The sequence below is a fragment of the Pantoea sp. SM3 genome (genome assembly GCF_000963995.1).
Classification (GTDB): domain Bacteria; phylum Pseudomonadota; class Gammaproteobacteria; order Enterobacterales; family Enterobacteriaceae; genus Pantoea; species Pantoea rwandensis_B.
This window is the reverse complement of the sequence record NZ_JZRD01000001.1, coordinates 129804-144707: the sequence shown is the minus strand read 5'-3', so window position 1 is coordinate 144707 and position 14904 is coordinate 129804. Positions and strand designations below refer to the sequence as shown.

Below are 14904 nucleotides of genomic sequence, written 5' to 3'. Positions count from 1 at the left end.
CAGCAAATACCGAATTTATGACTATAGTTAAACAACGATAAGTGACGAGCATGGAGGAAGTATAACGTGTCATCTTCAGATCAATTTGAAACTCGCCTTGATGACGACCTGGCGCTACTGACAGAAACCTTGGAAGAAGTACTGAAATCGTCGGGCGATCCGGCCGATCAAAAGTACATCGAATTGAAACTTAAAGCGGAACAAGCACTGGAAGACGTGAAGAATCGCGTTAGCCAGGCTTCTGACAGCTATTATTACCGTGCCAAAAAAGCGGCCTACCGTGCCGACGATTATGTGCATGAAAAACCGTGGCAGGGGATTGGCATTGGCGCCGCCGCTGGCCTGTTTGTCGGTTTACTGTTGGCCCGCCGTTAAATAGTCGGGGCGTAACGCCGGTTACGCCCGATTCCTCTTTTTTACCGCTTTATCCCCCTCATTTGTCTCGAATCCTTGTTTCGCATCAACGGCGATTGTGTTTCGCGTGCGCGCTTTCTACAGTAAAGCGACAGGGATAAGGAGAATGTAACGTGATACGTGTTGAAATGCTCTCAACGGGCGATGAAGTGTTGCATGGGCAGATTGTCGATACGAATGCCGCATGGCTGGCGGATGTGCTGTTCCAGCACGGTTTGCCAATGACCAGCCGCAGTACCGTTGGCGATGCGATGTCCTCGCTGGTGGAGACGCTGCAGAGTCGCAGCCAGATTGCCGATGTGCTGATTGTGAACGGTGGCCTTGGCCCAACCAGCGACGATCTCAGTGCGCTGGCCGCTGCCACTGCGTGTGGCACCGAATTGGTGATCCAGCAGGAATGGCTGGAGAAAATGGAAGCCTGGTTTGCCAGCCGTGGACGCATCATGGCGCCGAGCAACCGCAAGCAGGCGGAAATTCCGGCGAATGCCGAGCTGATTGATAATCCGGTGGGTACCGCGTGTGGCTTTGCACTTCAGCTCAATCGCTGCTGGATATTCTTCACGCCGGGCGTGCCGTCCGAATTTAAAGTGATGGTCGAGCAGGAGATCATTCCGCGTTTGAAAGCGCGTTTTGATTTGCCAGAGCCGCCGCTGTGTTTGCGTCTGACGACCTTTGGTCGCGGCGAGAGTGACATTGCCGCCGAACTGGAGCCGTTACCGTTGCCGGAAGGTGTGGTAATGGGCTATCGCTCATCAATGCCAATCATCGAAATCAAACTCACCGGACCGGCCAGCCAACGTGTGGCGATGGAGCAGGCGTGGCAGCAGGTGAAGCTGCTGTTGGCGGAATGCACTATCTTCGAAGGCACTGTCGGTTTACCCGCTTTGTTAGCGCATGAGTTGCAACAGCGTGGTTTCCGGCTGGCGTTAAGCGAGCAATACACGGCCGGATTACTGAACTGGCAACTGGCGTCAGCGGACGTGCCGCTCAGCGCAGCAGAGATTCTGCCACCTCATGATGAATCGCTGGAAGCTCAGGTCGATCGTACGCGCAATCTGGCCGCGCATCACGGCACGGTGTTGGCGCTGTCGGTGGGTAATCTGGAAGAGGGCGAAGTGGCGATTGCGCTGCATACGCCGGAAGCCAGCTGGGGCCAGCGCGTGAAGTTCACCCATGGGCGTCACAATGCGGAAACCCGGCAGAAAGTCGTGGCGATGATGGCGATGAACATGTTGCGTCGGTGGCTGCACGGCAGTGAAGTCAGTACCGGGCATGGCTGGATTGATGTGCTGGAAGCCGTGAAACAGTAAGTGTGTGGGCAGGCTTTGCGATGAATTTCACCGGGTCGCCATTGATGGCGACCCGGTGCTTATAGCTCGATCTCAATCTCCCCTTTGGCGCGGCAGCAGCAGGGCAAAATCTCGCCCTGTTGAATAAACGCCAATGGGGTTTCCGCGTAAGCCACTTCGCCTTTCAGCAAACGCATCCGGCACGATCCGCAGTAGCCTTCACGACACTGAAACTCCACGCACACGTTGTGCGCTTCCAGTGCAGCAAGCAGATTGGGATGATCTTCTGCGCACTCCAGCCGGGAGCCGGAACTGCGCAGAATAACAACAGAACGGCTCATGCTTACAGCTGGAAGTCGTTGAAGTCGTCTTCGCCGACTTCGGCATCAATCTGACCCACCAGGTAAGAACTGACTTCCACTTCCTGCGGTGCCACCTGCACGTTATCCGATACTAACCAGGAGTTGATCCATGGAATCGGGTTAGAACGCGTCTGGAACGGCAGATCGAGACCTACAGCCTGCATGCGGATGTTGGTGATGTACTCAATGTACTGGCACAGAATATCTTTGTTCAAACCGATCATTGAGCCACCGCTGAACAGATAATCTGCCCACTCTTTCTCTTGCTCGGCGGCTTTCTTGAACAGGTCGAAACACTCATCACGGCACTCGGCAGCGATCTCTTTCATTTCAGGATCATCTTCACCGGTGCGCAGCAGGTTCAGCATGTGCTGAGTGCCGGTCAGGTGCAGAGCCTCATCGCGCGCAATCAGTTTGATGATTTTGGCGTTACCTTCCATCAGCTCGCGCTCGGCGAACGCAAATGAACAGGCGAAGCTCACGTAGAAGCGAATCGCTTCCAGTGCGTTAACGCTCATCAGGCAGATATACAGCTGCTTTTTCAGCGCACGCAGATTCACGGTCACGGTTTTACCCGCCACTTCGTGCGTGCCTTCTCCCAGCAGATGCCAGTAGCTGGTCATCTCGATCAGATCGTCGTAATACTTCGAGATATCCTGCGCACGCGCCAGAATCTGCTCGTTAGTGACGATGTCGTCAAACACCAGTGAAGGATCGTTGACGATGTTACGGATGATATGGGTGTAAGAGCGCGAGTGGATGGTCTCAGAAAACGCCCAGGTTTCGATCCAGGTTTCGAGTTCTGGAATCGAAATCAGCGGCAGCAGGGCCACGTTAGGGCTACGACCCTGGATTGAATCCAGCAGTGTCTGATACTTCAGGTTGCTGATAAAGATGTGTTTTTCGTGATCTGGCAGTGCCTGATAATCGATACGATCGCGTGAGACGTCTACTTCTTCTGGACGCCAGAAGAAGGAGAGCTGCTTTTCGATCAGCTTTTCAAAGATGTCATATTTCTGCTGGTCGAAACGGGCAACGTTCACTGACTGGCCGAAGAACATCGGTTCTAACAGCTGGTCGTTTTTGTTCTGCGAAAATGTGGTGTAAGCCATGGCTAAGTCCAAAAGTGATGAGGGCCGATCATTGCCGGCCCTGACAAGATAGGGCGTCTGACTAATTAAATCTTACAAGCGCCGCTTTCGCAGCCGTCATCCTGAATGGAAGGAGCCAGGTCGTCCTGCGCATCTTCCGCACCATCACGGGTGTTTTGGTAGTACAGGGTTTTCACGCCAAATTTATACGCGGTCAGCAGATCTTTCAGCAGCTGTTTCATTGGCACTTTGCCATTGGCGAAACGGCTTGGATCGTAGTTGGTGTTCGACGAAATCGCCTGATCGATAAATTTCTGCATCACACCAACCAACTGCAAGTAACCGTCGTTAGATGGCATTTCCCACAGCAGTTCGTACTGATCTTTCAGACGCTCATACTCTGGCACCACCTGACGCAGAATACCGTCTTTGGATGCTTTGATGCTGATGTGACCGCGTGGTGGCTCGATACCGTTGGTGGCGTTTGAAATCTGCGATGAGGTTTCAGACGGCATCAGGGCAGAGAGCGTGGAGTTACGCAGACCGTGCGTAACGATCGACTCACGCAGCGCTTCCCAATCCAGGTGCAGCGGCTCGCTACAAACGCCATCGAGATCCTTTTTATAGGTATCGATCGGCAGAATGCCCTGCGAGTAAGTGGTCTCTTTAAACCACGTACAGGCACCTTGCTCTTTCGCCAGCTCGTTCGAGGCTTTCAGCAGGTAATACTGAATGGCTTCAAAGGTTTTATGCGTCAGGTTGTTGGCGCTGCCATCAGAGTAACGCACGCCGTTTTTCGCCAGATAGTAAGCGTAGTTAATCACGCCAATACCCAGGGTACGACGGCCCATAGCGCCGCGTTTTGCCGCAGGAATTGGGTAATCCTGATAATCCAGCAGCGCATCCAGTGCACGTACCGCGAGGGTCGCCAGCTCTTCCAGATCGTCGAGGCTGTCAATCGCACCGAGGTTAAAGGCAGACAGCGTACACAATGCGATTTCGCCGCTTTCGTCATTCACATCGTTCAGCGGTTTGGTTGGCAGCGCGATTTCCAGGCACAGGTTAGACTGGCGGACGGGCGCGATAGCCGGATCAAACGGGCTGTGGGTGTTGCAGTGATCGACGTTCTGGATGTAGATACGGCCAGTAGAAGCACGTTCCTGCATCATCAGTGAGAACAGCTCAACCGCTTTCACGCGCTGTTTGCGGATGCTGTCGTCTTTCTCGTATTTGGTGTACAGACGCTCAAACTCGTCCTGATCGGCGAAGAACGCATCGTACAGGCCTGGCACGTCAGACGGGCTGAACAGGGTGATCTCTTCACCTTTCAACAGACGGGTATACATCAGCTTGTTGATCTGTACGCCGTAGTCCATGTGACGTACGCGGTTGCCTTCAACGCCACGGTTGTTTTTCAGCACCAGCAGGCTTTCCACTTCCAGATGCCACATCGGGTAGAACAGGGTGGCTGCACCGCCACGCACGCCGCCTTGTGAGCACGACTTCACTGCCGTCTGGAAATGCTTATAGAACGGGATACAGCCGGTATGGAAGGCTTCACCGCCACGGATCGGGCTGCCCAGCGCACGAATGCGACCGGCGTTGATACCGATACCGGCACGCTGCGACACGTATTTCACGATGGCGCTAGAGGTGGCATTGATGGAATCAAGGCTGTCACCACACTCGATCAGTACGCAAGAGCTGAACTGACGCGTTGGGGTACGTACGCCCGACATGATTGGCGTCGGCAGTGAGATCTTGAAGGTAGACACGGCATCATAGAAGCGACGCACGTAATCCATACGCGTATCACGTGGATAACCGGAGAACAGGCATGCAGCAACCAGAATATACAGGAACTGGGCACTCTCGTAGATTTCACCGCTCACACGGTTCTGCGCCAGGTATTTACCTTCCAGCTGCTTCACCGCAGCGTAGGAGAAGTTCATGTCGCGCCAGTGGTCGATGAAACCGTCCATCTGCTCGAACTCTTCTACGCTGTAATCTTCCAGCAGGTGACGATCGTATTTGCCCATCTCAACCATTTTCACTACCTGATCGTACAGCTTCGGCGGCTCAAACTGGCCGTAAGCTTTTTTACGCAGGTGGAAGATGGCGAGGCGAGCAGCCAGGTACTGGTAATCCGGCGCATCACGGGAGATCAGGTCTGCAGCGGCCTTGATGATGGTCTCGTGGATATCAGAAGTACGAATTCCATCGTAGAACTGAATGTGGGAGCGCAACTCAACCTGAGACACGGAGACGTTATTCAGCCCTTCAGCGGCCCAATCCAGTACTCGGTGAATCTTGTCGAGATCAATGCGCTCCTGGCGGCCATCGCGTTTAGTAACGAGCAGACTTTGGTTCATGTCGCGTGTTTACCTGTCCATGAAAGAGTGAGTTATCCCCCATCTATTCACAAGGTCTATGCACAAGCCGCTCGTTGTGAGTAAGCCTGTGGATAAACACTATATATAGGGGGTGCGGGAAGTTTGAACAACAATATGGTGAGTATTCTAGTCAGCATTCTGATCATCACAAGAGTTGATTTTCGCGAAAAAATCCGTCCAGGGGGGTGGCGAAATTCCTGGATCCCCATTCCGTAAGGCCTGCCAATGGTGTCAACTGCCAACGACTTTTTTTTCACTTTTTGATCGAGCGCGTGTTTATTGCTCAAAGCTTCTCATCACGAAAATTTCTGAAGTCAAAAAAGCCCTGACAAGGCCGTCAGTAGCGAACTTATCTAAAATTGCTTATGAATTTTTTGTGACCAATGCAGCCTACAAAAAAGCGTGGTACGCGTCTAAAAGGAAATTGATCTGGATAGCAGTGAGTTACAAACCTGGTGCTTTCCACATTGAGGTGGTTAACCCACTGTCCACCAGGGTGAGTTGGTCGGCATAGACTTTCTGCCAGTTGGCTTTTTGCTGTTGATAGAGTTGGTGGTGTTCTGCGTTGGGGTGAAATTCGCGCTCCCAGCGGACTAACTGCTGTCCGGTTTCCTGCAAACTGCGGTAAACCCCAGCGGCAACACCTGCAGCGATAGCGCAGCCCAGGGCGGTGGCTTCTTTTACCTGCGGCACTTTGACCGTCAGCCCCGTGACATCGCTCAAAATCTGGCTCCACAATTTGCCCTTCGCACCGCCACCGGCAAACACGATCTGTGAGGTTTGGACACCGGAAAAGGCGGCCACCTGATCCAGATTGCAGGCCGAAACAATCGCTGCATTCTCTTCCAGCGCACGGAAGAGCGTCTGTTTATTGCAGCGTTCGGGATCGATGGAAAGATTAATAAAGGAAGGCGCAGCGTGATACCACTTGTTGAAGTGCATCGCATCTGAGAACACCGGCATCACGCCCCACGAACCGGCGGGGACGCGAGCCGCCATCTCTTCCAGCAGGCTGTAGCAATCCACACCAAGGCGCTCCGCCAGCAGTTTCTCTTCGCCGCAAAAGGCATCACGGAACCAGCGCATGGTTAGGCCGGTAAAGAAACTGATCGCTTCCGCCTGTGCCATACCGGGGATCACATGCGGATTCACGCGAATGTTCATTTGAGGATCAACCTGTGGTTGCGGCAAGTTCACGACTTGTTGCCAGAAAGTGCCCCCCAGCACAGCCGTTTCCCCCGCATTCACGACGCCTAACCCCAGAGTGCCAAGCTGCACATCGCCGCCGCCCATGCCGACCACCGTGCCTTGCTCAAGACCACACTGGCGAGCAGCTTCGGCCGTAATCTCTCCTAGCTTGCTGCCGGTTTCGGCTACCGGAGACAAGATATCCCCGCGCAATCCCGCCATCTCTAGCAGGTCAGGGCGCCATTGCCGCGTGTGTAAATCCAGCAGGCCAGTCGTGCCGGCGTTCGATGGGTCCACGGCGAGTTCACCGCTGAGACATTTCGCCAGCCAATCGCTGATCATGGTTAAGGTGGCGGCCTGACGATAAACATCAGGTCGATGATGTGCCAGCCACAGCAGACGCGGCATCGCGCCCAGTGCCAGCGTTTGTCCTGAACACTGATAGATTTCGTGCTCAAACTGGCCGTGGTGAATTTCCTTAAGTTCACTCACCTCGCGGCTGGCACGGGCATCCACGTTGGCACACGCCCAAATCGCTTCGCCCGCTTTGTTGTAAAGCACAATACCTTCGCGCATTGAACAGCAGGCCACGCTCCGTATCGCCCTGGCTGGCAATTGTGACTGTTGCAGCACCTGTCGAATGCACTGACAGGCAAGTTGCCAGTTGTGCTCGAGATCAAACTCCATTGATCCTGGCACATCGGGCAGGGCGAGGTGCCGCCATTCAGCCTGCGCCACCGCGACTTGCTCACCCTGAAGATTGAAAATCACGGCGCGAATGCTACCGGTGCCGGCGTCGAGCGCCATCAGATGTGGGGGGTGTGTCATCACGAAACTCCTGTTGAAAAGGAAAGAGTGCTCCACACCGACGGCCCAACGGGTGTTACTGCAAAGATAGGGGTGCGTGAGCGTTTTCACCTCCAGATGAAGGGCTTAGCCCATCGTTGAAAGTTTGAACTGTGATCGCTGCGAGAGTTTTATTCAGCGAGCCTGGCCAGGCTTGCCACTCTGCAAATCGTGATGAAAGGAACAAGCCGATGGAAGTAACGCTGGTAGAGATCAACGTGAAGCCCGACTGTATCGACGAATTTTTGCGGGTGTTTAAGCTCAATCATTTAGGGGCATTGCAGGAACCTGGCAATCTGCGTTTTGACGTTTTGCAGGACAGTAGTGAAGCGACACGCTTCTTTATTTATGAAGCTTATGCGGATGAGGCAGCGGTGTTAGCACACAAGAAAACGCCGCACTATCTGGCCTGCGTCGAGGCGCTAGAGGCGCTGATGAGCGAACCGAGAAAGAAAACCGCGTTTAAGGGGGTTTTTCCTGAGTAAGGGCGTTCATCATTTCGTCTTAACACTTAGAGGCATGACTTGTTGAACTCTTGAATGAGCAATGACTAAGAGATGCACCACTGCCACAGAGACGATCCAAAGCCATGATCAACGTTCAGGGCCAGTAAAGCCCCGCCCGAAGAGCAAAGCATCCGCCGCCGGGATGCGGCGGCCGATCTGCATGGATGCGTGTTTCCTTTGCGATCGGGCGGGGCTTTACTGGCTTATACACCGATCCCACAGCGGCAATTCGCCAATCCACGCAAAAAACTCAATCCTGACGATGGGTATGAATCATATAGTTCACATCCACACCACGTCCCAGACGGAACTGATTGGTCAGCGGATTGTAGTGCAGGCCAATCATGCCTCTCTCGCGCAATGGCGTCTCATCTACCCAGTTCAGCAACTCTGAGGGACGGATAAACTTTTTCACGTCATGCGTGCCGCGCGGCACCATGCGCATCACGTATTCGGCACCGAACACTGCCAGTAACCATGCTTTTGGATTGCGGTTAATGGTAGAGAAGAACACTTCGCCACCCGGCTTCACCAACTGCGCGCAAGCCAGCACCACAGAACGCGGGTCCGGGACGTGTTCCAGCATCTCCATACAGGTCACGACGTCATAGGCACCCGCATGGCTAATCGCATGATCTTCCACGGTCTGCTGCACATAGTTCACGCTCACACCGCTCTCCAGCGCATGTAACCGCGCCACTTCCAGCGGCTCGGCGCCCATGTCCAGCCCGGTTACGTTGGCCCCTTCACGCGCCATGCTCTCCGCTAAAATACCGCCGCCGCAGCCGACATCCAGCACCTTCTTTCCAAACAGGCCATTGCTGTGCTGGGCAATCCAGCCAAGACGCAGGGGATTGATGCGGTGTAACGGCTTAAATTCACCCTCTAAATCCCACCAGCGCGATGCCACTGCTTCAAACTTGGCAATCTCAGCGTGGTCGACGTTTTGGCGGCTTTCCTGCGGTTGTTCACTCATTGAATCACGACTCCTGACAAAATATTCCCTCAGTATAAACGCTTAACTCTTGCTAGCGCATCTCTCACCTGCAAGGAAAAGCGGCATTAAACCCCGCTTTACGTTCACCGAGGGCAACCACTGTGATATACTTTCGCACCATTAAAAACCGGCATTATGTAGAGGGATAGCGGCTCCATGAGCGACCTTGCGAGAGAAATTACACCGGTCAATATCGAAGAAGAGTTAAAAAACTCCTACCTCGATTACGCCATGTCGGTCATCGTTGGCCGAGCTTTACCCGATGTGCGTGATGGCTTGAAGCCGGTGCACCGCCGTGTGCTTTTTGCCATGAGCGAACTGGGTAACGACTGGAACAAAGCTTATAAGAAATCGGCCCGTGTGGTCGGTGACGTGATCGGTAAATATCACCCACACGGTGATTCCGCGGTATACGAAAGTATCGTTCGTATGGCCCAGCCGTTCTCCCTGCGCTACATGCTGGTAGATGGTCAGGGTAACTTCGGTTCCGTTGATGGCGATTCCGCCGCAGCGATGCGTTATACCGAAGTGCGTATGGCGAAGATCTCTTCTGAACTGCTGGCGGACCTCGAAAAAGAGACCGTCGATTTTGTGCCGAACTACGATGGCACCGAGCAGATTCCTGAAGTTCTGCCGACCAAAATTCCTAACCTGCTGGTGAACGGCTCGTCCGGTATCGCCGTAGGTATGGCGACCAACATTCCACCGCACAACCTGACGGAAGTGATCAACGGCTGCCTCGCCTTCATCGAAGACGAAGACATCACTGTTGAAGGCCTGATGGAACACATCACCGGCCCTGACTTCCCGACTGCGGCGTTCATCAACGGTCGTCGTGGTATCGAAGAAGCCTATCGCACCGGTCGCGGTAAAATTTACATCCGCGCACGCGGCGAGATTGAAACCGACGCAAAAACCGGCCGCGAAACCATCATCGTCAATGAAATCCCGTATCAGGTAAACAAAGCGCGCCTGATCGAGAAAATTGCCGAGCTGGTAAAAGAGAAGCGTGTTGAAGGCATCAGCGGCCTGCGTGATGAATCCGATAAAGACGGTATGCGTATCGTCATCGAGATCAAACGCGATGCGGTCGGTGAAGTGGTGCTCAACAACCTCTATTCGCTGACGCAACTGCAAGTCTCCTTCGGCATCAACATGGTGGCACTGCATCAGGGCCAGCCGAAGATCATGACGCTGAAAGGCATCATTGAAGCCTTCGTGCGCCACCGCCGTGAAGTGGTGACGCGCCGTACCATTTTCGAACTGCGCAAAGCGCGTGACCGTGCACACATCCTTGAAGGTCTGGCCATTGCGCTGGCCAACATCGATCCGATTATCGAACTGATTCGTCGTGCACCCACCCCAGCTGAAGCGAAAGCGGGCCTGTTGGCACAGCCATGGGATCTGGGCAACGTCGCCACCATGCTGGAACGCGCGGGCGATGACGCAGCACGTCCAGAATGGCTGGAAGCCCAGTTCGGTATTCGTGACGGTCAGTACTACCTGACTGAACAGCAAGCTCAGGCAATTCTGGATCTGCGTCTGCAGAAACTGACCGGCCTTGAGCACGAAAAGCTGCTCGACGAATACAAAGAACTGCTGGACCAGATCGCAGAACTGATCCACATCCTGCAGAGCGCCGAGCGTCTGATGGAAGTCATCCGCGAAGAGCTGGTGGCAATGCGCGATCAGTTTGGTGACGAGCGTCGTACTGAAATTACCGCCAACAGCGCCGACATCAACATTGAAGACCTGATTAATCAGGAAGATGTTGTGGTCACGCTGTCGCATCAGGGTTATGTCAAATACCAGCCGCTGACTGACTATGAAGCGCAGCGTCGTGGTGGCAAAGGCAAATCCGCAGCACGTATTAAAGAAGAAGACTTTATTGATCGTCTGCTGGTGGCCAACACCCACGACACCATTCTGTGCTTCTCCAGCCGTGGCCGCCTCTACTGGATGAAAGTTTACCAGTTGCCAGAAGCGAGCCGTGGTGCACGTGGTCGCCCAATTGTTAACCTGCTGCCACTGGAAGCCAACGAACGTATCACCGCTATTCTGCCAGTGCGTGAGTACACCGAAGGCTTTAACATCTTCATGGCCACCGCTGACGGTACCGTGAAGAAAACCGCTCTGCAGGAATTTAGCCGTCCACGTAGCGCCGGTATCATCGCCATCAACCTACGTGAAGATGATGAATTGATCGGTGTTGCACTGACCAACGGTAGCGATGAAGCGATGCTGTTCTCTGCAGCGGGTAAAGTGGTGCGCTTCGCTGAGACCGCAGTACGTGCCATGGGCCGTTCAGCCTCGGGCGTGCGTGGTATCAAACTGGCCGAAGGCGATAAAGTGGTCTCCCTGATCGTGCCACGTGAAGAGGGCGCCATCCTCACCGTGACGCAAAACGGTTACGGTAAGCGTACGGCGAATAGCGAATACCCAACCAAGTCGCGTGCAACACAGGGTGTGATCTCGATTAAAGTCACCGAACGTAACGGGCCAGTGATTGGCGCGGTGCAGGTGGTGGATGGCGATCAGATTATGATGATTACCGATGCCGGTACGCTGGTGCGTACCCGCGTATCAGAAGTCAGCGTAGTCGGACGTAACACCCAGGGCGTGATTCTGATTCGTACCGCTGAAGACGAAAACGTTGTGGGTCTGCAACGTGTTGCTGAGCCGGTGGAAGAGGAAGAACTCGACGCCATCGACGGCAGCGTCGCAGAAGGCGAAGAGGATATCGCGCCGGAAGTCGACAACGACGACGATGCACCTGAAGTGGATGAAGAAGAGTAATCCGCAGCGGTGAAGAACAGCGGCAGGTCAGGGCAACCGACCTGCCGTTTTTTTATCTGAGTTTTACTCCCAAAGTCGTGCGCCAACTGGCTTTTTCGGGCCGATAAAGCTAGTGTATGAGGGTTTTTCAACTTCCTGACAACCCCTTACCGCCAGTGAGCCTCTTTTGAAATATCTCGTCTCCTTTCGCACCACGCTTCGCATCTCGCGCTATCTGTTCCGTGCGCTGGCGCTGCTGCTTTGGACGCTGGGTGCGTTGCTGACCACTTTTTTCATCATCAACGTGCTACACGAGAAAGAAAATGCGGTACGTCAGGAGTTTGCGACCAATTATGGCCAGGCCGAATGGTATGTACGCCATTCTGCTGACGTGATGCGTGAACTGAAGTACATCACGGAAAATCGTCTGAGCAACAGCAGCAATGGTCTTGATGTGCTGAATGGCCTGCCTGCCGGCAAAAGTACCTTGCCGCAGTTCACGCCGCTGTTTTCCGATGGTGACTGCACCTCAATGAGCAATACCTGGCGCAACTCGCTCGATTCGCTGGGCTACTTCATCAATTACTGGAAAAGCAACTTTGCCTCCGCCTACGAACTCAACCGGGTGTTCTTTATTGGTGGTGAAAACCAGTGTCTGGCGGATTTCGCCATTGGTAATAACAATTCGGTCGATCGTGAACGTAGCCTGAAAGCGCTGCGTGAGCGTGTGCTGCACTATCGCAGCGGCAACGAAGAAGAACGCCGTAATCCGATGTATTGGATCACACCGAGCAGCCAGCCTGGCGTCGGTAATTTCTATATGGTGATGCCGGTTTATGTGGCTAACAAGCTGCAGGCGTTGCTGGGCGTGGAACAAAATATCCGTCTTGATGAGTTTATTCAGCCAGGCGGATTGCCGCTGGTTGCCACCATCACTGACGAGAATTATCGCCCGCTGTTGAGTTCGCGACGCGGTGGGCCGGGTTATGCGTTGGATGATCTGCCGGATGACAGCACCTGGTTTGGCTATCTCAATAGCTATCACCAACTGGTGCTGAAAAAGCCGCTGCCGCCCTCCAATCTCAACGTCGTGTGGTCGCTTTCAACCGATGTGCTGGTGGATCAGCTCAAGCTCATGCTGATTAACGCCCTGTTGCTGAACATCCTCAGTGCGCTGATCCTGTTTACGCTGGCATGGGTTTTCGAACGTCGCATGTTCCTGCCGGCGGAAGACAACGCACATCGGCTGGAAGAGCACGAGCAGTTCAACCGCAAAATTGTCGCTTCGGCACCGGTTGGCATCTGTATTTTGCGCACCAGCGACGGCACCAATATTCTGAGTAACGAACTGGCGCACAACTACCTGACGCTGCTGACGCAGGAAGATCGCCAGCGTCTGAATGAGATTATCGGGGGGCAGCAGGTCAACTTTGTCGATGTGCTCACCGGCACCAATACCAACCTGCAAATCAGCTTTGTGCATTCACGCTATCGTAATGAAAACGTAGCGATTTGCGTGCTGGTAGACGTCTCAGCGCGTGTACGCATGGAGCAGTCGTTGCAGGAGATGGCGCATGCGGCAGAGCAGGCCAGCCAGTCCAAATCCATGTTCCTTGCCACCGTCAGCCATGAGCTGCGTACCCCGCTGTACGGCATTATCGGTAACCTCGACCTGCTGCAAACCAAGTCGTTGCCGAAAGGCGTCGAATCGCTGGTAACGGCGATGAACAACTCCTCGAGCCTGCTGCTGAAAATTATCAGTGATATTCTCGATTTCTCGAAAATTGAGTCGGAGCAGCTGAAAATTGAGCCGCGCCCGTTCTCGCCACGTGAGGTGGTCAATCACATCGCCAGCAACTATCTGTCGCTGGTGGTGCGTAAACGCCTGACGTTATATGTCATGATTGAAAACGATGTGCCGCTGACGATGGATGGCGATCCAATGCGTCTGCAGCAGGTCATTTCTAACCTGCTTAATAACGCCATCAAGTTCACCCATACTGGCTGCATTATTCTGCATGCCTATGTCAAAGATGGTTATCTAGCCTTCCGCGTGCGCGATACCGGCGTCGGTATTCCTGCGAAAGAAGTGACGCGTCTGTTCGATCCCTTCTTCCAGGTGGGCTCTGGCGTACAGCGCAATTTCCAGGGCACCGGGCTGGGTCTGGCAATCTGTGAAAAGCTGATCAACATGATGGACGGTGATATTGAAGTCGACTCTGAGCCGGGCATGGGTAGCCAGTTTATCATCCGTATCCCCATTTACGCGGGACAACAGCCTGCGCCGCCGCTGCTGGATGGTTTGCAGGAAAAAGCCATCTGGCTGGATATGCGCAATGATTATCTCGCGGTCTTCCTGCTACGTCTGTTGCAGCAACAGGGTATTACGATCGCGCATTATCAGGGCAATGCCGGTAGCGACGATGTGATTATTAGCGACCATCAGGATACGGTGCCACAGGCCGTGCGCGCGCAGATTCACATCTGTGGTCAGCATATCGACATGCCGCAGGAAACCGCGCCGGGTCAGTGGGTGCAGAGCAGTGCGATGCTGCACGATCTGCCTTCATTACTTGGCCGCATCTATCGCATTAATATTGATAGCGAAACCAGCACGCCGTTGCAGTTGGCCGCACCGCAAGAGGCCAACCGTTACGATGACATTATGGTACTGATTGTTGATGATCACCCGATTAACCGTATGTTGCTCTCCGAGCAGCTCGGCACACTGGGCTATCAAACCAAAACCGCACAGGATGGGGTCGATGCGCTGAACGTGCTGAGCCGTAATCACATTGATATTGTGCTGAGTGACGTCAATATGCCGAATATGGATGGTTATCGCCTGACGCAGCGCCTGCGTCAGCTGGGTCATGCCTTCCCGGTGATTGGGGTGACGGCCAATGCGTTGGCAGAAGAGAAGCAACGCTGTATGGATGCCGGGATGGATAACTGCCTATCTAAGCCTGTTACGCTTGATGTGTTGAAATCCACGTTGGCAATCTATGCCGAGCGGGTAAGAAAAAGCAGGAAAGGGTAGTAC

The 14904-nt window shown here is 53.9% G+C and carries 10 protein-coding genes; 5 read left to right on the top strand and 5 right to left on the bottom strand.

Features of this window, described 5'->3' with window-relative positions; genetic code table 11:
- Window positions 1-66 precede the first annotated feature (66 nt).
- Both elaB and VI01_RS00605 read left to right on the top strand, forming a co-directional pair.
- Window positions 67-375 carry a stress response protein ElaB gene (gene elaB / locus VI01_RS00610; RefSeq protein ID WP_034825045.1) on the top strand — a complete coding sequence of 103 codons (309 nt, stop codon included), beginning with the start codon at window positions 67-69 and terminating at the stop codon, window positions 373-375.
- Window positions 376-527: 152 nt separating this feature from the next.
- Entirely contained in the window at window positions 528-1724 is a 1197-nt protein-coding gene (locus VI01_RS00605; protein ID WP_045813640.1) for a nicotinamide mononucleotide deamidase-related protein YfaY, read from the top strand.
- A gap of 59 nt (window positions 1725-1783) precedes the next feature.
- Here the strand turns inward: VI01_RS00605 and yfaE are convergent, their stop codons facing one another.
- The 4 genes from yfaE to lsrK form a co-directional block, all read right to left on the bottom strand.
- A complete protein-coding gene (yfaE, locus tag VI01_RS00600; RefSeq protein ID WP_045813639.1) occupies window positions 1784-2044 on the bottom strand; it encodes a class I ribonucleotide reductase maintenance protein YfaE in 261 nt (86 codons plus the stop codon).
- 2 nt (window positions 2045-2046) lie between these two features.
- Window positions 2047-3177, bottom strand: coding sequence for a class Ia ribonucleoside-diphosphate reductase subunit beta (gene nrdB / locus VI01_RS00595; protein ID WP_034825039.1), 1131 nt, complete (start codon window positions 3175-3177; stop codon window positions 2047-2049).
- A 65-nt stretch (window positions 3178-3242) separates the two neighbouring features.
- Window positions 3243-5528 carry a class 1a ribonucleoside-diphosphate reductase subunit alpha gene (gene nrdA, locus VI01_RS00590; RefSeq protein ID WP_045813638.1) on the bottom strand — a complete coding sequence of 762 codons (2286 nt, stop codon included), beginning with the start codon at window positions 5526-5528 and terminating at the stop codon, window positions 3243-3245.
- 465 nt (window positions 5529-5993) lie between these two features.
- Window positions 5994-7565, bottom strand: coding sequence for an autoinducer-2 kinase (gene lsrK / locus VI01_RS00585; protein ID WP_045813637.1), 1572 nt, complete (start codon window positions 7563-7565; stop codon window positions 5994-5996).
- Between the two features lie 209 nt (window positions 7566-7774).
- Between lsrK and lsrG the strand changes: the two genes are divergently transcribed.
- Window positions 7775-8068 carry a (4S)-4-hydroxy-5-phosphonooxypentane-2,3-dione isomerase gene (lsrG, locus tag VI01_RS00580; protein ID WP_045813636.1) on the top strand — a complete coding sequence of 98 codons (294 nt, stop codon included), beginning with the start codon at window positions 7775-7777 and terminating at the stop codon, window positions 8066-8068.
- A 271-nt stretch (window positions 8069-8339) separates the two neighbouring features.
- Here the strand turns inward: lsrG and ubiG are convergent, their stop codons facing one another.
- Window positions 8340-9065 carry a bifunctional 2-polyprenyl-6-hydroxyphenol methylase/3-demethylubiquinol 3-O-methyltransferase UbiG gene (ubiG, locus tag VI01_RS00575; protein WP_045813635.1) on the bottom strand — a complete coding sequence of 242 codons (726 nt, stop codon included), beginning with the start codon at window positions 9063-9065 and terminating at the stop codon, window positions 8340-8342.
- A 177-nt stretch (window positions 9066-9242) separates the two neighbouring features.
- On the opposite strand from ubiG, the gene gyrA reads away from it, so the two are divergent.
- Window positions 9243-11882 (top strand): DNA topoisomerase (ATP-hydrolyzing) subunit A, encoded by a 2640-nt coding sequence (gene gyrA, locus VI01_RS00570; protein ID WP_038645778.1) that lies wholly within the window; start codon window positions 9243-9245, stop codon window positions 11880-11882.
- A 166-nt stretch (window positions 11883-12048) separates the two neighbouring features.
- Window positions 12049-14901, top strand: coding sequence for a two-component system sensor histidine kinase RcsC (gene rcsC, locus VI01_RS00565; protein WP_045813634.1), 2853 nt, complete (start codon window positions 12049-12051; stop codon window positions 14899-14901).
- Window positions 14902-14904 lie beyond the last annotated feature (3 nt).

Coding starts and splice junctions, on each gene's coding strand:
- gyrA (WP_038645778.1), top strand. CDS start 9,243: ATGAGCGACCTTGCGAGAGAAATTACACCGGTCAATATCGAAGAAGAG.
- yfaE (WP_045813639.1), bottom strand. CDS start 2,044: ATGAGCCGTTCTGTTGTTATTCTGCGCAGTTCCGGCTCCCGGCTGGAG.
- lsrK (WP_045813637.1), bottom strand. CDS start 7,565: ATGACACACCCCCCACATCTGATGGCGCTCGACGCCGGCACCGGTAGC.
- lsrG (WP_045813636.1), top strand. CDS start 7,775: ATGGAAGTAACGCTGGTAGAGATCAACGTGAAGCCCGACTGTATCGAC.
- nrdA (WP_045813638.1), bottom strand. CDS start 5,528: ATGAACCAAAGTCTGCTCGTTACTAAACGCGATGGCCGCCAGGAGCGC.
- nrdB (WP_034825039.1), bottom strand. CDS start 3,177: ATGGCTTACACCACATTTTCGCAGAACAAAAACGACCAGCTGTTAGAA.
- ubiG (WP_045813635.1), bottom strand. CDS start 9,065: ATGAGTGAACAACCGCAGGAAAGCCGCCAAAACGTCGACCACGCTGAG.